The 17,214-nt window shown below is 70.8% G+C and carries 19 protein-coding genes; 4 read left to right on the plus strand and 15 right to left on the minus strand.

Annotated elements, in window-relative coordinates; genetic code table 11:
* Positions 1-352: 352 nt before the first annotated feature.
* From AB0K05_RS24555 to AB0K05_RS24570, 4 genes are all read left to right on the plus strand, one after another.
* Positions 353-538 carry a hypothetical protein gene (locus AB0K05_RS24555; protein ID WP_271276661.1) on the plus strand — a complete coding sequence of 62 codons (186 nt, stop codon included), beginning with the start codon at positions 353-355 and terminating at the stop codon, positions 536-538.
* 110 nt (positions 539-648) lie between these two features.
* Positions 649-1,401: a DUF899 family protein gene (locus AB0K05_RS24560; RefSeq protein WP_271276660.1), complete on the plus strand. Its 753-nt coding sequence runs from the start codon at positions 649-651 to the stop codon at positions 1,399-1,401.
* 112 nt (positions 1,402-1,513) lie between these two features.
* Positions 1,514-1,996 carry a hypothetical protein gene (locus AB0K05_RS24565; protein WP_364231872.1) on the plus strand — a complete coding sequence of 161 codons (483 nt, stop codon included), beginning with the start codon at positions 1,514-1,516 and terminating at the stop codon, positions 1,994-1,996.
* A gap of 217 nt (positions 1,997-2,213) precedes the next feature.
* Positions 2,214-3,107 (plus strand): hypothetical protein, encoded by an 894-nt coding sequence (locus tag AB0K05_RS24570; protein ID WP_364231874.1) that lies wholly within the window; start codon positions 2,214-2,216, stop codon positions 3,105-3,107.
* A 16-nt stretch (positions 3,108-3,123) separates the two neighbouring features.
* Here the strand turns inward: AB0K05_RS24570 and AB0K05_RS24575 are convergent, their stop codons facing one another.
* The 15 genes from AB0K05_RS24575 to AB0K05_RS24645 are packed head-to-tail and all read right to left on the minus strand — an operon-like array spanning position 3,124 to position 16,979.
* Entirely contained in the window at positions 3,124-3,753 is a 630-nt protein-coding gene (locus AB0K05_RS24575; RefSeq protein WP_364231877.1) for a histidine phosphatase family protein, read from the minus strand.
* 11 nt (positions 3,754-3,764) lie between these two features.
* Entirely contained in the window at positions 3,765-4,616 is an 852-nt protein-coding gene (locus tag AB0K05_RS24580; RefSeq protein ID WP_364231879.1) for a sulfite exporter TauE/SafE family protein, read from the minus strand.
* Entirely contained in the window at positions 4,613-6,004 is a 1,392-nt protein-coding gene (locus AB0K05_RS24585) for an MBL fold metallo-hydrolase (RefSeq protein WP_364231882.1), read from the minus strand. Before AB0K05_RS24585 ends, AB0K05_RS24580 begins: the two co-directional genes overlap by 4 nt.
* Positions 6,001-8,301: a xanthine dehydrogenase family protein molybdopterin-binding subunit gene (locus tag AB0K05_RS24590; protein ID WP_271276654.1), complete on the minus strand. Its 2,301-nt coding sequence runs from the start codon at positions 8,299-8,301 to the stop codon at positions 6,001-6,003. Before AB0K05_RS24590 ends, AB0K05_RS24585 begins: the two co-directional genes overlap by 4 nt.
* A complete protein-coding gene (locus tag AB0K05_RS24595; RefSeq protein WP_271276653.1) occupies positions 8,298-8,774 on the minus strand; it encodes a (2Fe-2S)-binding protein in 477 nt (158 codons plus the stop codon). Before AB0K05_RS24595 ends, AB0K05_RS24590 begins: the two co-directional genes overlap by 4 nt.
* Positions 8,771-9,643: a xanthine dehydrogenase family protein subunit M gene (locus AB0K05_RS24600; protein ID WP_271276652.1), complete on the minus strand. Its 873-nt coding sequence runs from the start codon at positions 9,641-9,643 to the stop codon at positions 8,771-8,773. Before AB0K05_RS24600 ends, AB0K05_RS24595 begins: the two co-directional genes overlap by 4 nt.
* On the minus strand, positions 9,643-10,257 hold the full coding sequence (locus AB0K05_RS24605) for an SRPBCC family protein (protein ID WP_271276651.1): 615 nt from the start codon (positions 10,255-10,257) through the stop codon (positions 9,643-9,645). Before AB0K05_RS24605 ends, AB0K05_RS24600 begins: the two co-directional genes overlap by 1 nt.
* Before the next feature lie 13 nt (positions 10,258-10,270).
* On the minus strand, positions 10,271-10,657 hold the full coding sequence (locus tag AB0K05_RS24610; RefSeq protein WP_271276650.1) for a RidA family protein: 387 nt from the start codon (positions 10,655-10,657) through the stop codon (positions 10,271-10,273).
* Positions 10,654-11,475, minus strand: coding sequence for a sulfurtransferase (locus tag AB0K05_RS24615; RefSeq protein WP_364231886.1), 822 nt, complete (start codon positions 11,473-11,475; stop codon positions 10,654-10,656). The genes AB0K05_RS24610 and AB0K05_RS24615 overlap by 4 nt, the downstream gene beginning before the upstream one ends.
* A 2-nt stretch (positions 11,476-11,477) precedes the next feature.
* Positions 11,478-12,251 carry an ABC transporter ATP-binding protein gene (locus AB0K05_RS24620; RefSeq protein WP_364231889.1) on the minus strand — a complete coding sequence of 258 codons (774 nt, stop codon included), beginning with the start codon at positions 12,249-12,251 and terminating at the stop codon, positions 11,478-11,480.
* Complete coding sequence (locus AB0K05_RS24625; RefSeq protein WP_148036166.1) at positions 12,248-13,048, minus strand: ABC transporter ATP-binding protein; 801 nt, start codon at positions 13,046-13,048, stop codon at positions 12,248-12,250. The genes AB0K05_RS24620 and AB0K05_RS24625 overlap by 4 nt, the downstream gene beginning before the upstream one ends.
* Entirely contained in the window at positions 13,045-14,052 is a 1,008-nt protein-coding gene (locus tag AB0K05_RS24630; protein ID WP_271276647.1) for a branched-chain amino acid ABC transporter permease, read from the minus strand. Before AB0K05_RS24630 ends, AB0K05_RS24625 begins: the two co-directional genes overlap by 4 nt.
* A gap of 17 nt (positions 14,053-14,069) precedes the next feature.
* Entirely contained in the window at positions 14,070-14,945 is an 876-nt protein-coding gene (locus AB0K05_RS24635; RefSeq protein ID WP_148036164.1) for a branched-chain amino acid ABC transporter permease, read from the minus strand.
* A gap of 3 nt (positions 14,946-14,948) precedes the next feature.
* Positions 14,949-16,130: an ABC transporter substrate-binding protein gene (locus AB0K05_RS24640; protein WP_271276646.1), complete on the minus strand. Its 1,182-nt coding sequence runs from the start codon at positions 16,128-16,130 to the stop codon at positions 14,949-14,951.
* Between the two features lie 57 nt (positions 16,131-16,187).
* The gene (locus AB0K05_RS24645; RefSeq protein ID WP_364231893.1) at positions 16,188-16,979 is read right to left on the minus strand and encodes an MBL fold metallo-hydrolase; all 792 of its coding nucleotides are present in this window, start codon (positions 16,977-16,979) and stop codon (positions 16,188-16,190) included.
* Positions 16,980-17,214 lie beyond the last annotated feature (235 nt).

Consider the following 17,214-nt stretch of genomic DNA (forward strand, 5'->3'; position numbering starts at 1 on the left):
CCCCAGTCCGAGATCGTGTCCCGCTGCTTGGGCGGGTGCCGACCGGGTAGTTTGACCAGGTTTCGACGCATCTGACCGAAGGGATGCCATCATCGGCAGCGACGCTTTCTCTCCGTGGGAGGACCGGCCGAGGCCGGCGCGCCGCCGCGTCACAGAAGCGGCGATCCTGAGCACTCGTGACCACACCCGGGCCGACGTCGCCCAGTGGACCTGCCCGCACGACCGGCACGCCGGGCACGGCTGCGTCACCTGCTACCACGCCTCGGCCGACGCCGACCCGGCCCTTCCCCTGTGGGAGGTCGCCGCCTGGTTCACCACCGAGCGGCCGATCCCGATCAGGGCACTGCAGGACGTGCACCGCCACGACCGCGCCCTCGCCCTCACCCAGCCGTCGACCCCCCTCGTCTACCTCCTGACCGCGCAGGTGAGAGCCACCTTGGCCGCGGAGGCGGTGGCGGGCGTCGTGGGCTTCCTGGTGCAGAACCGGCACATCGTCGACGCGTTCACGGTGACGGAGATCCGCGCCACCCACTCCTAAAACCTTTCCAAGCCCCGGCCGCGACGAGTTCCGGCCGGGTCGCGGGTCTGTTCTCATGACCGCCATGGCGTCGTACGACGCCGCCCGTCACCAGGACCACGGAGGACACCATGACACTGCCCGGCCGCCCGCCCGTCGTCGACCTCGCCACCTGGCAGGCCGCCCGTGACAAGCTCCTGGTCCGCGAGAAGGCCCACACCCACGAGGGCGACGCCATCGCCGCCGCCCGCCGCCGGCTGCCGATGGTGGAGTTCGACGGTACGGTCGAGGTCGTCGGAGCCGACGGCCCGGTCCCGTTCCTGGACCTGTTCCAGGGCCGCGACGAGCTCGTGGTCTACAAGCACATGTGGCACGACGGCGCGCCGCACCAGGGGCAGTGCGAAGGCTGCACCGTCACGGCCTGGCACCTGAAGGACGCCGTCTACCTCAACTCCCGTGGTGTCTCGTTCGCCATCCTGACCACGGGCGTCTGGGACGAGGTGGCCCCCTTCGTCGACTTCATGGGCTACACCCAGCCCTGGTACTCGGTGCGCGACGTGGACGAGCCGGTGGGTGGAGAAATGGGGCACATCACCTGCTACCTGCGCGACGGCGACCGCGTGTTCCTCACCTACACCACAACAGGTCGTGGCATCGAGTCCGCCGACGGGTCCTTCGGCCTGCTCGACATGACGCCTTACGGCCGCGGCGAGGCATGGGAGGACAAGCCGGAGGGCTGGCCCGAGGGGCGCCACGCCTGCTGGTACTGGCGCTCGGACGCGGACGGCAACGCCACCTGGGGCCCCACCAGCCGCCCCGCACCGCAGTGGACCCGCCCCGGCGCCACCCCCGTGGACACCCTCGGCCGCCAAGGCGACCACTGACCGGCTGGATGGCCTTTTCCTGCCCGTACAGTGATCGAACGGCGGCCACCCCGACCTGCATTCCTTGCAGGCCGGTCAGCGTGGAGACCGCCGGCGAGGAGCGGCACCGGACATGAGCGACACGCCTGCCACCGACGGCCGCGGGACGGTCGGCGTGTTCCTCGTCCTCGCCGCCGCGTTGACGATCGTCTGGGCGACGGGTTCATGGCTCGGCAAGATGTTCGACTGGACGCACCAGGGCTTCGCGTCGGCGTCCCTCGTCCAGCTCGCGGGCTACCTCATCGGCGGTGCGCTGCAATACTTGGCGATCTTCTCCTGGCCCGTGCTGCTCGCCCGGACGGGGCGGACGCTGTCCCGGCATCGGTACACGGCCATGAGCGGCGTCCTGCTGGGCGCCGGGCTCACCACCTTCGCCCTGACGTTATGGTCGCGTGGCGACGCCCCGGTCACGACCTGGCCGCACTGGCTCCTGCTCGGCGTGATGGTGCAGGGGACGCTCGCCGGACTCGCCGGGCTCGGCCACTGCGCCTATCTCGCCCGAAAATCACGGAAGGCGGATCGACAGCCACCTGCGCGAGGAGATCGATCTGCTTGAGGCCGGCCGCAAGCAGATCGCGCAACTCGCCGCCGCAGGTCGTCTCCTACACCGATCTTGCTGCGGGTCAGGCGCGAAGCTGGGCAGGGTCCCGCTGGAGACCAGCCGCGGGACGATCCGGATGCCCGCCTGGATGTTAACCGTCGAAGGGGGTCGAGCACCGGCACGGGGGTACCGGTGCTGCCCGGACTGAACAGGCGCTGAAGGTCCACCGACCGTGCTGTACAGCAGCTCAGCTCAAGGTCAAAAATCCGATGCCGGAAAGGCCGCTGTACGCGAATCTGTGGACATGAACGACGATGTCCACTCGGGTCATCACTGGCGTTCCCTGTACGAGAGCGTCCTTGGCCACGAGGGCGACGGGTCGGGTGACATGCTGCTGCGGTGGTTGGATGAGCATCCGGCGCACGTGGCGGAGGTGCGGGAGGCGGGACGGCCCGGAAGCCACCTGGTCCCCCTGGGGAAGTCCACCGGGAGGGGCTACAGCCCGCTGGAGCGGTTGTATGCCGTGAACCGCATCCTTGACCTGCTCATCCTGAACTACCAGGACATCGCGAACGATGCCTATCCCCCGGTCGGCGTCTATCCCGCCTTCTGTGAGGCGCTGGGCGCGGACCGGATCGGCAGGCGGGCGTTTCACCCGTTCTTCCACGAGGTCGTCGAGGTGCGGCAGGCCGACGATCCTGACGAGCCGCCCTCGATCGTCGAGGAGCGCTGGCCCGGCTACATGATGGGGTCGATGCTGCTGACGCGAGCCGGGGTGATCGTCACCGCCGGGGCGCGGCATCTGGTCGCGGGGGTCGCCGATCGGTCAACCTTGTACTGGACCTTCTGGCGCCGGTCACGGCCCTACCAGGACCTCTCGCACGGTTGGGGGAGCAACTCGCAGTGGGGAACCAGTTTCCGCCGCGACTACCTGGTCGACGGCCGATTGCACTACAACGTGGACGAGTTCCTGGATCCGGCTGACTCTCGGGGAGGCGACGAGGGTGACCTCGACCCGGCCTCGACGATCGAGATCGTCCGCTACCGGTGCAGCACCGTCGTCGATCACGGTGGCGAACTCTTCCCCTACAACGACCATCATGTCGAGCCGGCCCCTGCGGACTGACTCGACGCAGGCCGGCTCAGCGGTAGGTCCGGGACGCCCCCAGGTGCGCGTGCTCGTTGTACGACAGCAGGCTCAGCCCTGAGGAGCCCGCCAGCACGGCGGTGATGGACGCGTTCACCATGACGCGGTTGAGTGCGACGACGCCGGTGGCCGGGACCCCCAGGAGCGAGCCTGCCGTGGCGGCGATGACGCCGGCGGAGGTCACCACGACAGCGTCCTGACCAGGCGCGAGACGGCCGGGGATGGCGTGCAGCGCCTCGACCGCGGAGCCGGCGAAGGTGTCCCATCCTCCCGGGCGGCCTTGCTCGATCCACTGCTTGAGTGCCTGGTCGAGGTGGGTCTGGAACTGGCGGCTGTCGCCGGTGGTCTGCGAAGTGCCATCGTCCAGGTACCGGCGGACGAGCCCGAGGTGGTCGTACTCGTTCCAGCGCGGATCCTCGACGGGGACGGCGGCCGGCAGGCCGAGCAGCGCGGCGGTGTCCTTCTGCCGGCGCAGCGACCCGGAAACGAGCAGCGGCTCGCGCGCCCGGCCCAAGAGCTCCTGCCCGACGAGCCGGGCCTGGTGACGGCCGAGCTCGCTCAGGGCGTCGTAGTCCGCCGCGCCGAACGACGCCTGCCCGTGCCTGACGAGATAGATCACAGCCATCGCAACTCCACCTATGACACCGACGTGCTGCGGGCACGCACCGTCCACACGTGCCACGCACCGGCCACGAGTCCGACCGCGGCCAGTATCACCATGCCAGGGAGCAGCCCTCCGGGCGGCGCCGCCTGCTCCAGCAGCACGAACGCCCCCATCACCAGCACGAACCAGCCGAAGACGCTCCGCAGCCGGGCTTCGGGGATCCGTCCGGCGAGCCAGCCGCCGAGCACGCTGCCGAGGATGGCGGCCGCGGTGACGCCGATGGCGAGGTCCCAGGCGATGGAGACGCTGGTCAGGTAGCCGGCGAGGCCGGCGAAGGACTTCATCGCGATCACGATCAGCGAGGTGCCGACCGCGGCGGCCATCGGCAGCCCGCCGAGCAGCGCGAGGGCGGGGACGACGAGGAACCCTCCCCCGGCGCCGACCAGCCCGGTCACCAGGCCGACCACCACGCCGTCGATCAGGGCGCGGACCACGGCCACGTCGCCGCGGGCGTGCGCCGGTTCGGTACGCCGGGCGCGGAGCATCGCGATGGAGGTGGCGACCATCATCAGGGCGAAGCCGATCAGCAGGAGCCGCCCGGGTACGTAGCCGCCGAGTATGCCTCCGCCGAAGGCGCCGACCATCCCCCCGGCGCCGAAGAGCACGCCCGTCCGCCACCGGATCCGGCCCGCGCGGGCGTGGGTGACCGCCCCGGCGACCGAGGTGGCGGCCACGACCAGCAGGGAGGTGGCGATCGCCTGCTTCGGCTCCAGCCCCGCGACGTAGACCAGGATCGGCACCGTCAGGATCGAGCCACCACCCCCCAGAGCACCGAGCGCGACGCCGACCAGTAACGAGAGCGCCAGCACGACGGCGAGGGTCATGCCCCTCCGCTCGTCACCGTGAGGCCGGCGCCCGCGGCCTCGCCGAAGTGGTCGTCGACCGCCACCACGTCCCGGCCCGCCGCGGCGAGCAGCGACGCCGCCACCGAGGCGCGGTAGCCGCTCTGGCAGTGGATCCACAGCTCCCCGCCGGGCAGGTCCGATGACCGCAGCTCGTGCAGCGGCGCGTTCACCGCGCCCTCGATGTGCCCGGCCTCGAACTCGTCGGTCCGCCGTACGTCCAGGACCACGACCGGCCGCTCCCGCAGCACCTCGGCGAGGCGGCGGAAGTCGGCCTGGCCGAAGGCGGCCGGCTCCCGGTCGCTCCACTGCCCGGGGCCTCCGGTGGCCGCGGCCACCGGACGGTCGATCCCGATCCGTACCAGCTCGCGCTGCGCCTGTGAGACGTGCTCGGGCAGCTCGCCCAGCAGGATGATCGGGGTTCCCCAGTCGAACAACCAGCCCAGGTTGGTCGCGAACGAGCCGTCCAGCCCGAAGTTGAAGCTGCCCGGCACGTGGCCGGCCGCGAAGGCCGTCCTGTTCCGCAGGTCGACCACCCACTCGCCCGCGTCGACGCGGCGCCGGATCTCCTCCGGCGTCGCCTCGCGCGGGAACGTCAGATCGGGCCGTTCAGGGCCGGCGCTGTTCAGCGACGCCATGTGGACGTAGTACGCCGGCCAGTCGCCCAGCCCTTCCAGCAGCTGCCGGACGTAGGTGTCCTCGTCGTGCAGCAGCACGGGGTTGGTGGAACGCTCCATGCCGATGGTGGACTCCGCGGCGTCGGACTGCGTGGCCGAGCAGAACGAGCCGAACCCGTGGGTCGGGTAGAGCAGCGCGTCGTCCGGCAGCAGCTCGCGCAGCCGCCGCGCCGAGCCGTGCTGCAACCGGGCCAGCCGGTCGGTGTGCTCCTCGCCCAGCAGGTCCGGCCGGCCGGTCGAGCCGTAGAGCAGCGACCCTCCGGAGAAGACCGCCAGCCCCTGCCCCGAGTGCCGGTCGTGCAGCACGTAGGAGAGGTGGTTGAAGGTGTGCCCCGGCGTGGCCACGACCTCCACCCGGATCCGGTCCCCGATCCCGAGCGACTGCCCGTCGTGGAGCGGCTCCCGGTCGAAGGCGACCTCGTCCCTGCCGTTGAGCAGGTACGCCGCGCCGGTCTCCCTGGCCAGCGCGAGCCCGCCGGTGACGTAGTCGTTGTGGACGTGGGTCTCGAACACGTGCGTCAGTGACAGGCCCTCGCGGTCCAGCACCTCCAGCACCCGGTCGATGTCGCGCTGCGGGTCCACCACGAACGCCACCGATCCGTCGTGCACCAGGTAGCTGCGGTCACCCAGGCTCGGGGTGTCGATCGGCACGATCGACAGCGTCCGTTGCGGGGTGACGCCGGTGGGGGTCATGCCCGGCCCCCTTCGTCGACGCACTTAAGCACGCGTTCGGCGAGCATCGGCAGGGTGGTGGGCCTGGCGCCCACGGCGTCCTCGACCGCGCTGGCGATCGTGGCCGCGCACGGCCCGATCGGCGGCTCCCCGATGCCCCGCGCGTTGAACGGCCCCACGCCCTCACCGGACTCCAGGACCTTCACCTCGATCTCCGGGCAGTCGGCGGCCGTCGGGATGGCGTACTGGTAGAAGGCGCCGGTGAGGTTGACCGCCTCGTCGTACACGATCCGCTCGGACAGGGCGTATCCCAGGCCCTGCACGACCGCGCCCTCGATCTGGCCGCGCACGCTGAGCGGGTTGATCGCCCGGCCCACGTCGTGGGCGGCGACGTAGCGCAGTGGCCGCACCTCACCGGTCCGGGTGTCGACCTCGATGTACGCCGCGTGGGCCCCGAAGGTGAAGTCCGGGACGATCCGCTCGGAGTCGATCAGCTGGGTAACCGGCTTCGCGGTGGGCGCGAAGTACGTCTTCATCGCGTTGATCGCCACGCCGTTCGCCAGGCACATCGCCACGACCTCGGCCAGCGGCACCACCCCTTCAGGCGTGAGCACGCCGCCCTCGGCGAGCGTCAGGTCGTGCTCGGCACAGCCGGTCGCCTTCGCCACGCCCGCCACCAGCTGGGCGCGGAGCTCGCGGGCCGCCGACAGCACGGCGTTGCCGGACATGTAGAGCTGCCGGGTCGCCGTGGTCCGTCCCGCCAGCGGAGTGCGCGCGCTGTCGCCGAAGTGGACCGTGACGTTCTCGATCGGCACGCCCAGCACCTCGGCGGCGATCTGCGCCAGCGACGACACCTGGCCGCCGCCCACGTCGGGCACGCCGCAGCGCACCACGACACCGCCGTCGCGCTCGCAGCCCACCCATGCGGACGCGGAGTCGTTCATCCACGCCACCCGCCCGTACGGCTGCACGTTGCACGCCAGTCCCAGACCCACCCGGTGCTCGGGTGAGGACGGCTCGGGCCGGGGGCCGATCGCCTCCATCACCGCGTCGATGCACTGCGGCAGCCACACGGCGGTCTCGATGGGCTGTCCGGCGGGGATCCGGTCGCCCGTCTTGAAGGCGTTGCGCTTGCGGACCTCCACGCGGTCCCGGCCGGCCGCGTCGGCGACCTTGTCGATCTGCGCCTCGTAGCCCAGCACCGGCTGCATCCCGCCGAACCCGCGGAACGCCGAACCCGGCGTGTTGTTCGTGTAGGCCGCACGCGCGCGCACCCGTACGTTGTCGCAGCGGTACGGCCCGGCCGCGTTCAGGGTGATGTACAGCAGGACGAAACCGCTCAGCAGCGGGTAGGCGCCCGCGTCCGAGACGATGTCGATGTCGTGGGCCAGCAGCTGCCCGTCCTCGGTCGCCGCGGTCCGGTAGCTCATCCGCACCGGGTGCCGCTTGGCCCGCGCGGTCAGCGACTCCTGCCGGCTCCAGGTCATCTTCACCGGCCGGCCGGTCCGCTGCACCGCCAGCGCGATGTACGGCTCGACGGTCATGTCCTCCTTGCCGCCGAAGCCGCCGCCGAGGTACGGCGCCTGGACGCGCACCTTGGAGTCCGGCAGCCCCACGACGTGCGCGATGCGCCGGTAGTGCTCGATCTCCTGCGTGGAGACCTTGATGTTGATGACGCCTTCGTCGTCCAGCCACCCGATGCCGGTCTCCGGCTCCAGGTAGGCATGGTCGACGACCTGCGCCTCGTAGCGGCCCTCCACCACGATCGGCGCCTCGGCGAACACCTTGTCGACGTCGCCGCGGTCGATGTTCCACTCGCTGAGCAGGTTGCCGCCCTCGTGCACCCGCGCCGAGCCGGACTCCAGGGCGGACTCCGGGTCCGAGACCACGGGGAGCGCGTCGTACTCGATCTCCACCAGCGCCTCGGCGGCGGCCAGCGCCCGCGTGTTCTCGGCCACCACCAGCGCGACCGGTTCGCCGTGGTAGCGCACCCGCTCGGTGGCCAGCACCCAGGACGGCGGCAGCGGCCGCCCCTTGATCCCGGCGGTGTTGGTCGGGATCTCGTTGTTGGGCACGTCCTCGCCGAAGAGCACGGCGACGACCCCGGGCACCGCCAGCGCGGCGGTCGCGTCCTTGGCCACGATCCGCGCCGAGGGCAGCGGCGAACGGACCAGGCGGGCGTAGAGCTGCCCGGCGACGTCGAAGTCACCGGCGTAGCGGGTCTTGCCGAGCAGCTTCTCGCGCGAGTCCTGCCGCTTCACTTCGGTGTTGACCACGCGGGTCGTCTCCCGGGCGCGGCTCGGGACGGTCTCCGTCATCGGGTCGCCCCCTCCTCCGCCGCCTTGACCACGGCGTCCACGATCGCCTGGTAGCCGGTGCACCGGCAGAGGTTGCCGTGCAGGTGCTCGCGCACCTTGGCGGGCGTGACCTCGTCGCCGGAGCTGAGCAGCTCGACGGCCGACATCAGCATCCCCTGCGTGCAGAAGCCGCACTGGGAAGCGCCGGTCTCCCAGAACTTCGCCTGCAGCGGGCTCAGCTCCTCGCCTTCGGCCAGGGACGCGCTGGTCTCCACCCGCGCGCCGTCGACCTGGACCGCCAGAGTGGTGCAGCCGGTCGCCGACCGGCCGTCGACGAGCACCGTACAGGTCCCGCAGGTGCCCTCGTTGCAGCCCTCCTTGACCTCGTAGGCGTGGGCCTGCTCGCGCAGCCAGCGCACCAGCGTGGTGTCGGCGGGCGCGTGACCGGTGACCTCCTTGCCGTTGAGCGTCATCCGGGTCTCGACGTGGCTCATGCCTGTTCCCTCCTCGCGTCGGCGCAGGCGTCCCTGACCGCCCGCACCGCCATCGCCTCGATCAGCCGGGCCCGGTCCGCACCCTTGGTGTACGGGTCGTCGGCGACGTCGAGAGCCGCGGCCAGGCCCGACATCACCCGCTCCGCCTCCGCGACGGTGACACCGGTGAGCCGTCGCTCGACCGCTTCCAGCCGGAGCGGCCGGTCGGCGGCGCCGGTCACGGCGACGGCCGCGCTCCTGATCCGGTCGCCGTCCAGCGCGACGCCCGCGGCGGCGGAGGCCAGGGCGAAGTCGCCGGCGCGGCGTGAGTACTCGTGGAAGCCCCACCCGTGGCGCGGGCGCAGCGGTATCCGGACCGCCGTCACCAGCTCCCCCGAGCGGAGGTCGGTCTGGTAGTAGCCCAGCGAGAACTCCCGCGCCGGGCGCCACTCCTGGCGGCCCAGGCTCTCGACCCGGTAGTCGGCCTCCAGTACGTGGCAGCTCACCGGCAGCTCGGCCGCCGCGTCCCCGTGGGAGACCGAGCCGCCGATGGTGCCGCGGTTGCGGATCCGCTGGCTGCCGATGTGGGCGGCGGCCATCGCGAGCAGCGGCGCGTGCTCGGCGATCAGCGGGTCGGTGGTCAGTTCGGCGTGGGTGACCGCCGCGCCGACGACGAGGTGGCCGCCGTCGACGCCGATCGTGCGCAGCGCGGGGATGCCCGACACGTCGACCAGGAACGCGGGCGCGGCCAGGCCGAGGTTCATCATCGGCACCAGGCTCTGGCCTCCCGAGATCGGGCGGGTGTCCTCGCCGCCCTCGGCGAGCAGGGTGAGCGCCTCGGGGACGCTGCGGGCCCGCTCGTAGGCCATCGTGGTGAGTACGTCCGACATCAGCGGGTCTCCCTCCTCCCGACGCTCCGGCCGAGGAGGAAGGCGAGGACCAGCGCCACCAGGCCCGCGGCCGCGCCGGCGAGCTGCTTCTTGGGCACCAGCGAGCCGTCGAGCAGGTTGATCGGCTCGGCCTCCACAGCCGGGGCGACCGGGCTGCCGGCGGCCGGGGCGGGCTCGTCGATCCTGGTGGCGAGGCTGTCGGCGAACTGGCGCATCAGCTTCGAGCTCACGTCCTTGATCGGCCCCTGCCCGAGTTGGGCGACCCGGCCGGTGAGGCCCAGGTCGGTCGCCAGGGTCACCTGCGTACCGCCGGGGACCTCGGTCAGGCCGGCCTTGATCTTGGCCTTCACCGTGCCGCCGCCGCGGCCGTCGCGGCCGCCGACCTCGATGGTGGCCACCTTGTTCACCTCGTCCTTGACGAGGAACCTGGCCTCACCCGTGTAGGTCATGTTCATCGGGCCGATACGCAGCGCCACCCGGCCGGTGAGCGCCTCGCCCTCGACGGACTCCACGGTGGCGCCGGGCACGCAGGGGGCGACCCGGCCCAGGTCGGTGAGGAACTCCCACGCCCGCTCCGGGGTCGCGGGCACGACGAACTGGTTGTCGATGCGCACGGTGACTCCTCCCTTACTTACTGCCGGGTTCGCGGGCCACGGCGATCGCCTGGACCTCCAGGCGCCACGCGGGGTTGAGGAACCCGGAGACCTCCACGACGGTGCTGGTGGGCCGGTGGTCGCCGAAGAACCGGGCGCGGACCGCCGAGACCTCGGGGCCGTCGGCGACGTCGCGCAGGTAGGTCGTGATCGACACCACGTCGGACATCGCCAGGCCCTCGTCGGCCAGGCAGCCTTCCAGGTTGGCGAAGACCTGCTCGGCCTGGGCGACCAGGTCGTCGGCGGGCAGGGTGTCGCCGTTGCGGTCGACCGGCACCTGCCCGGAGACGAAGCACAGGCCGGCCGCTGTCATGGTCTGGACGTAGGCGCCGAGCGGCGCCGGGCCCTTTCGCTGGTTCATCCGTGCCTCTGGATCGGGTTGTCGGCGTGCTGGGACCACTCGGACCACGAGCCGTCATAGAGGGCGAGGTCGCTGAAGCCGGCGTCGCGCAGGGCGATGAGCACGGCGGCCGCGGAGACGCCGCCGCCGCAGTAGAGGACCGCGGGGCGGTCCTTGTCCACGCCGGCGTCGGCGGCCAGCCGGGCGACGTCCTCGCCGCGCCTGAAGCGGCCGTCCTCCCCGATCAGGCTCGGGGAGGGGAGCCGGTTGGCGCCGGGGATCCGCCCCTCGGAGGCCGCGAAGGTCTCCTCCATCCGGCAGTCGACCAGCGTCACGTCGTCGCGGCCGAGCAGCGCGCGGACCTCGTCCATCTCCCGGCGCATCCCCTGCGGGGCGCCGGGGCGGTAGTCGCGCGGCTCCGGGCGGCCGTCGGCCTGGTCCGTGGAGACCTCGAGGCCGGCCGCCTGCCAGGCGGGGAAGCCGCCGTCGAGGATCGCGACCCGCTGGTGGCCGTGGTGCAGCAGCGCCCAGGCCAGCCGGGAGGCGGTGAACAGGGAGTTGTCGTCGTAGGCGACCACGAGGGTGTCGTTGCCGACGCCCAGGCGTGACATGGCCTTGGCGAACTCCTCGGGCTCAGGAAGCATCCCCTCGACGCCGTCGACGGTGGTGCCCCAGTCCTCGATCCAGTCGGCGTGCACCGCGCCGGGGACGTGGCCGGCGGCCCACATGTCCCGGCCGCCGGGTCCGTCCGCGAGCGAGGCGCGGGTGTCGACGACCCGGACGTCCGGCCGGCCGAGCATCTCGGCCAGGGCCGCGGGCTCAAGGTAGATCTGGTTCATCCTCATGCTCCTAGGTAGATCGCTTGCACCCTCGACGAGCGGGCGAGGTCGGCGGCGGCGCCTTCCTCGACGATCCGCCCGGTTTCGAGGACGTAGGCGTGGTCTGCCAGTTCGAGCGCCAGGTTGGCGTTCTGCTCGGAGAGCAGGATCGTGTAGCCCTGCGCGCGCAGCGCGACCAGCGCCTCGTAGATGCGGTTGACCAGCACCGGGCTGAGCCCCATCGACGGCTCGTCGAGGACGAGCATCTCGGGCCGGGCCATCATCGCCCGCCCCATCGCGAGCATCTGCTGCTGGCCGCCGGAGAGCAGACCGGCCTTGCTGTCGGTGCGCTCCCTCAGCTCGGGGAAGAGGTCGAAGACCTCGCCGAGCTTTTCCTCGTCCCGCCAGCCGCCGGGACGCTGCACCGCGCCCATCCGGAGGTTCTCGAGCACCGTCAGGTCGGCGAAGACCCGGCGGCCCTCCGGCACGAGCGCGATGCCGTGCCGTGCGATGGCGTGGGTGGGCAGCCCGGCCAGGGACTCGCCCCGGAAGGTGACCTTCCTCGACCCGCTGGGCTGGAGCCCGAGGATGCCGCGGATGGTGGTCGTCTTGCCGGCGCCGTTGTTCCCGACCAGGCAGGTGACCTGGCCCGGCAGCGCACGGAAGCTGACGCCGTGGACGACCTCGACGCGGCCGTAGCGGACCGTGAGGCCCTCCACGACGAGGCCCTGGGTCTGGTCGTGCTCCCCGGCCCGCTCGTGGACGCCCGCCCGGGTGTTGGTGTCCATGCTGCTCATAGCGTGAGTTCCTCGCTCTTCGCGTGGCCGGGGCCCAGGTATGCCTCGATCACCCTCGGGTCCTTCTGGACCTCGGCCGGCGACCCCTCGGTCAGCACCCGTCCCTGGTCGAGGACGACGACGTGCTCGGAGATGCTCATCACCAGCTTCATGTTGTGCTCGATGAGCAGCACCCCGATGCCCTCCTGGGCCATCCCGGCGATGGTCTCGGCCAGCGGCATGGCGCTGGCCGGGGGCAGCCCGGCGGCCGGCTCGTCGAGGACGACCACCTCCGGCTCCATCGCCAGCACGCGGACCATCTCGACGAGCTTCGCCTCGCCGAAGGGCAGGGACTCCACCAGGGAGTCGGCCCGGTGCTCCAGCCCGAACTTGCGCAGCAGAGCCCGTGCCGACTCCTCGGCCTCACGCTCGTTGCGCCGGGTCCGGGGTCCCCGGATCAGGTCGCCCAGGTGGCTGCCCTTCTGCCGGGAGTACGCTCCCATCGCGACGTTGTGCAGCACCGTCATGCCGGTGAAGACCTCCAGGTTCTGGAAGGTCCGCCCCAGGCGGTGGCCCGCGCGGGCGACCGCCTTGCCGGCCGGCAGTTCGGCGCCGTTGACGAAGACCTGGCCGGCGTCCTGCGTGACGAAGCCGGAGATGACGTTGGCCAGCGTGCTCTTGCCGGCGCCGTTCGGCCCGATCACCGCGGTGATCGATCCCGCCGGGGCCCGCAGCGTCACGTCCTTCAGCACCTGCAGGCCGCCGTATGCCTTGGACACGCCGGTGACCCGCAGGCCCTGGCGCTCGCTCGTACTCATGCCCGCACCACCTCCTGGTCCGGCTTGGCCTGTTCGGCCGCCTCGCGCTTGGCCCGCTCGCGGCGGTCCTCGCGGCGCGCGGCCAGCTCGCCCGCGAGGCCGCGCGGGAAGAGCTGGATGGCGATCAGGAAGATCACGCCCATGATCAGCGGCTCGTAGTCGGCGTAGTCGGCGGCGAACACCTCGATGCCCGTGAGCAGCAGCGCTCCGAGGATCGGGCCGATCATCCGTCCCGCCCCCGAGAGCACGAGGGCGACGACCAGGAGGACGGCCATCATGAAGTCGAACGTGGAGGGGCTGATGAAGCGGGAGTCGAAGGCCTCCAGCGCCCCCGCGACGCCGGCGTAGAAGCCGCTCATGCCGAACGCGAGCAGGCGCAGCTTGAACGGGCTGGCGCCGGCGGCCAGGGCCGCGGGCTCCGAGGCGCCGTAGGCCCGCAACGCCCGGCCGGTACGCGACACCAGCAGGTTGTGGGCCACGATCGCGCCGATGATGGCGAGCAGCGCGACGAAGCCGTACTTCACGATCGGCTCGGTGAACTCGAAGCCGAACAGCGAGAACGGCGGGATGCCGACCAGGCCGTTGGGCCCGCCGGTGAGCTCGACCATCCGCCCGAAGAGGAGGAAGAGCACGAACCCGGCGCCCAGGGTCGCCATCTTGAAGTAGATCTCCTTCAGGCGCATCGACATCATGCCCACCAGCAGCGCCGCCAGGGTCACCACCACCGGCGCGATGACCAGCGCGAGGACGGGCGGCACGTCGAAGCGCACCGCCGCGATGCCGGCGGCGTAGGCGCCGAGGCCGAAGAATCCGGCCTGGGCCAGGGAGATCATCCCGGCCATGCCGTTGATGAAGTTCAGGCCGGTCAGCAGGATCACGTAGATCGCCATCCGGGTCCAGATGTGCAGCGCGTAGTCGGTCGCCATCAGCATCGGGAGCAGGAGCAGGAGGCCGATCGTGATCCACAGCTCCCAGGAGTTTGTCCTGCCCAGGGAGCGTGGCAAGGCTCTGAGACGACTGCTCATGTGCGCACCGCCCGGGCCGTGCCGAACATGCCGGTCGGCTTGAAGGTCAGGATCGCGAGCAGCACTACGAAGGCGACCACGTCCGCGTACGCCGACGTTCCGTACCCCGCCACGACCGCCTCGGCGACGCCGAGCAGCAGGCCGCCCGCCAGCGCGCCCTGCGGGTTGCCGAGGCCGCCGAGCATCGCCGCGGCGAAGCCCTTGAGACCCAGCAGGGTGCCGGAGTCGAACGACATCACGGTCAGCGGGGCCAGGCCCGCGCCGGCCACGGCGCCGAGGGCCGCCGCGATGACGAACGCCCAGCGGGCGGTGGTGCGGTAGGAGACGCCGAACGTCTGCAGCGTCTCGGAGTCTCCGGCGGCGGCGCGCAGGGTGGTGCCGAGCTTGGTCCGCCGGAAGAACAGCGTCAGCGCGACCACGACCAGTACGGCAAGGACGAGGTTGAGAATCGTCTGCCGGCTGGTCGAGGCGCCCAGGATCCGCAGCGACTCCGAACCGAGCACCGAGGGCAGCGCATAGGTGTCGCGGACCGAGATCAGCATCGCGGCGCCCTTGACGATCACCGCGATGGCGATCGTGGCGATCGTGATGGCGGCCGGCGTCCGGAGGCGGCCGAAGCCGAGCAGCCCCATCTCCGTCAGCAGCCCGAGCACGGTGGTCACCGCGATCGCGACCAGGATCGCGACGAAGATCGGGACGTCCCACGCCTCGTAGAGCATGGCGGCGCTGAGTCCGCCGACCATGACGTACTCACCCTGGACGAAGTTGATGGCTCCGGTGGCGTTGAAGATGACGCCGAAGCCCAGGGCGACGATCGCGTAGATCGCGCCCACGCTGAGCCCCGAGAGCAGGACCTGGATGAAAAGATCCATGGCTCACTCCGCCGGGACGAATCGCGAACCGTCCCACTGGACGACGGCGACGTCGTCGGCGGTCAGCCCGCTGTGGTCGTCCGGGGTGAACTTGAAGACGCCGGTCACGCCCACGTGGGACCCGAGGCCCTCGATCGCCTTGGCGACCTTCTCGCCGTCGGGGTCGCCGCCGGTCGCGCGCAGCGCCTCGACCGCCACCATCATCGCGTCGTAGGCCTGGCCCGCGTAGACGTTCGGCTGCTCCCCGGCGTACTTCTCGGCGTAGCTGGTGGCGAAGTCCTCCATCGCCGCCTTCTGCTGGTCGCTGTCGTCGGTCTTGTCCCAGATCGGCAGCTTCGGCGAGACCAGGATCGTGCCCTCGGCCGCCGCGCCGGCCTGCTGCATGTAGCGGTCGTCGACGAAGCCGAAGCCGTGCATCACCATGACGTCACGGTCGGCGAGCACGCTGCGCACGTTCTTGAGGAACGTCACGCCGGAGGGCTGGATGGTCCAGGCCAGGTAGGCCTGCGGGTCGTTCCCGGCGAGCCGCTTGACCTGGGGGGTGAGGTCGTTGGCGGCCGGGTCGAAGGCCGCGGTGAACACCTTGATGCCGGCCTCGGGGGCGAGCCGCTCGAGCTCCTCCTGGGCCGACTGCCCGAAGCTGGAGGTGTCCGGCATGAACGCGACCCTGGTCACGTCCTTCGCCTTCCAGTACTCGATCAGCTTCTCGATCATCACCGTGTCGTTGAACGTGGTCTTGAAAGTCAGCCGGTGCTCCGCCGCCGGCTCCACGATCTGACGGGCTCCCTCGGTGGCGATGAAGGTGATGCCCTTGCCGCTGGTGATGGGGTCCATCGCCAGCGCGATGCCCGACGAGCCGCCGCCGCCGACGACGAGTTCCACGCCGTCGCTGTCGAGCATGCGGTTGGTCTGCTGCACGGCGGTGGAGGTGTCGCCGGCGGGGTCGTAGAAGACCCACTTGATCTTCTTGCCGTCGATGCCGCCCTGGCTGTTGACCTGCTCCACGGCCAGCTCGGCACCCTTGCGCATCTTGTCGCCCAGCTTCGCGCCAGCCCCCGAGACGGAGAACAGGGTCCCGATCGTGATAGTGTCGTCACCGCCGCCGGCCCCGGAGCTGCCCAGACCGCAGGCAGACGAGGCGAGGAGGGCCGAACCGGCCAGCAACGCGAGGATCTTCTTCCTCATCGGATCTCCTTGATCCGGGAGCCGCTCCACGGCTCCCGATGGGTGGCTAAAGACGGATCACTCGGGGAGGGTCCCGATGCGACCCATGTCGAACGCCTCGCTCATGTGGAGCGGCAGCACGTTGTCGCCGCCGATCTCCTTGATGCGGACCATCTGGTCGTAGGCCTCGAACAGGTCGGTGTGTCCGCCGGGGGGGATCACCTTGAAGTGCTCCGACTCCTCTTCCGAGGGGTAGAAGTTCTCCTTGAGCACGCACATCCCGGCGATGACGTAGGTGCCTTCGGAGGTCTTGACGATCGCCGACTGGCCGCCTTGGGTGTGGCCAGGGGTGAGGATGAGGTCGAAGCCCTCGGTGATCTGGTGGTCGCCGTCGAGCTTGGTCAGGCCCATGTCCTCGATGCGCTGGTAGTGCTCGGCCGGGGCGAACGACGTCGCGAACATCTCGTGAGAAGGGGTGTTGTCCCACTCGGCGCGCTGGACGAAGATCTCGCTGTCGCGGAACGGCTCCATGGTCATGCAGTGGTCCCAGTCCAGGTGCGTCAGGACCGTGACGTCGATGTCGGAGGCCTTCATCCCGCGCTCGCGCAGGTGGGACTCGATCGGCTTGACGTCGACGACGTCGGCGAAGACCTGGCCGACGTGCACGAGTTCCCTGTCGACCGGGCGGATGTGCTGGTTGTAGTCGTCCGCGCTGCAGCCGACGTCGATGAGGGCGGCGAAACCGGGCTTGCGGATCAGCCAGGCGACGTAGGGGACGTCGATCGCGACACCCGCGTTGTGCATGTAGGTGAAGCGACTCTTCTCTCGGTGCGGACCGTAAGCCACGACCAGCGGCTCAATGGTGAACAACTCGATCCTCCTCAGGGGGCCGTGCAGGCATCTGCTCGGGTGAGACGACCGTCGTCCTGGAACTGAACACTCAACCAGCCCGTAGTGGAACTGAACGATCAAATAGCAGCGAAAAACGTTTGGGGGGCTCGCCTCCGCGTCTGTGCGCTGGACACTAGCCGAGAAATTCCGATTGCGGTAGTACTAACTGTATGTGCAAATAGTTTTCGCCCGAAACAAGCCCGGCGACACTCGT

Source organism: Nonomuraea sp. NPDC049486 (assembly GCF_040676925.1).
GTDB classification, from domain to species: domain Bacteria; phylum Actinomycetota; class Actinomycetes; order Streptosporangiales; family Streptosporangiaceae; genus Nonomuraea; species Nonomuraea ferruginea.

Coding starts and splice junctions, on each gene's coding strand:
- AB0K05_RS24560 (WP_271276660.1), top strand. CDS start 649: ATGACACTGCCCGGCCGCCCGCCCGTCGTCGACCTCGCCACCTGGCAG.
- AB0K05_RS24565 (WP_364231872.1), top strand. CDS start 1,514: ATGAGCGACACGCCTGCCACCGACGGCCGCGGGACGGTCGGCGTGTTC.
- AB0K05_RS24575 (WP_364231877.1), bottom strand. CDS start 3,753: ATGGCTGTGATCTATCTCGTCAGGCACGGGCAGGCGTCGTTCGGCGCG.
- AB0K05_RS24580 (WP_364231879.1), bottom strand. CDS start 4,616: ATGACCCTCGCCGTCGTGCTGGCGCTCTCGTTACTGGTCGGCGTCGCG.
- AB0K05_RS24585 (WP_364231882.1), bottom strand. CDS start 6,004: ATGACCCCCACCGGCGTCACCCCGCAACGGACGCTGTCGATCGTGCCG.
- AB0K05_RS24590 (WP_271276654.1), bottom strand. CDS start 8,301: ATGACGGAGACCGTCCCGAGCCGCGCCCGGGAGACGACCCGCGTGGTC.
- AB0K05_RS24595 (WP_271276653.1), bottom strand. CDS start 8,774: ATGAGCCACGTCGAGACCCGGATGACGCTCAACGGCAAGGAGGTCACC.
- AB0K05_RS24600 (WP_271276652.1), bottom strand. CDS start 9,643: ATGTCGGACGTACTCACCACGATGGCCTACGAGCGGGCCCGCAGCGTC.
- AB0K05_RS24610 (WP_271276650.1), bottom strand. CDS start 10,657: ATGAACCAGCGAAAGGGCCCGGCGCCGCTCGGCGCCTACGTCCAGACC.
- AB0K05_RS24615 (WP_364231886.1), bottom strand. CDS start 11,475: ATGAACCAGATCTACCTTGAGCCCGCGGCCCTGGCCGAGATGCTCGGC.
- AB0K05_RS24620 (WP_364231889.1), bottom strand. CDS start 12,251: ATGAGCAGCATGGACACCAACACCCGGGCGGGCGTCCACGAGCGGGCC.
- AB0K05_RS24625 (WP_148036166.1), bottom strand. CDS start 13,048: ATGAGTACGAGCGAGCGCCAGGGCCTGCGGGTCACCGGCGTGTCCAAG.
- AB0K05_RS24635 (WP_148036164.1), bottom strand. CDS start 14,945: ATGGATCTTTTCATCCAGGTCCTGCTCTCGGGGCTCAGCGTGGGCGCG.
- AB0K05_RS24640 (WP_271276646.1), bottom strand. CDS start 16,130: ATGAGGAAGAAGATCCTCGCGTTGCTGGCCGGTTCGGCCCTCCTCGCC.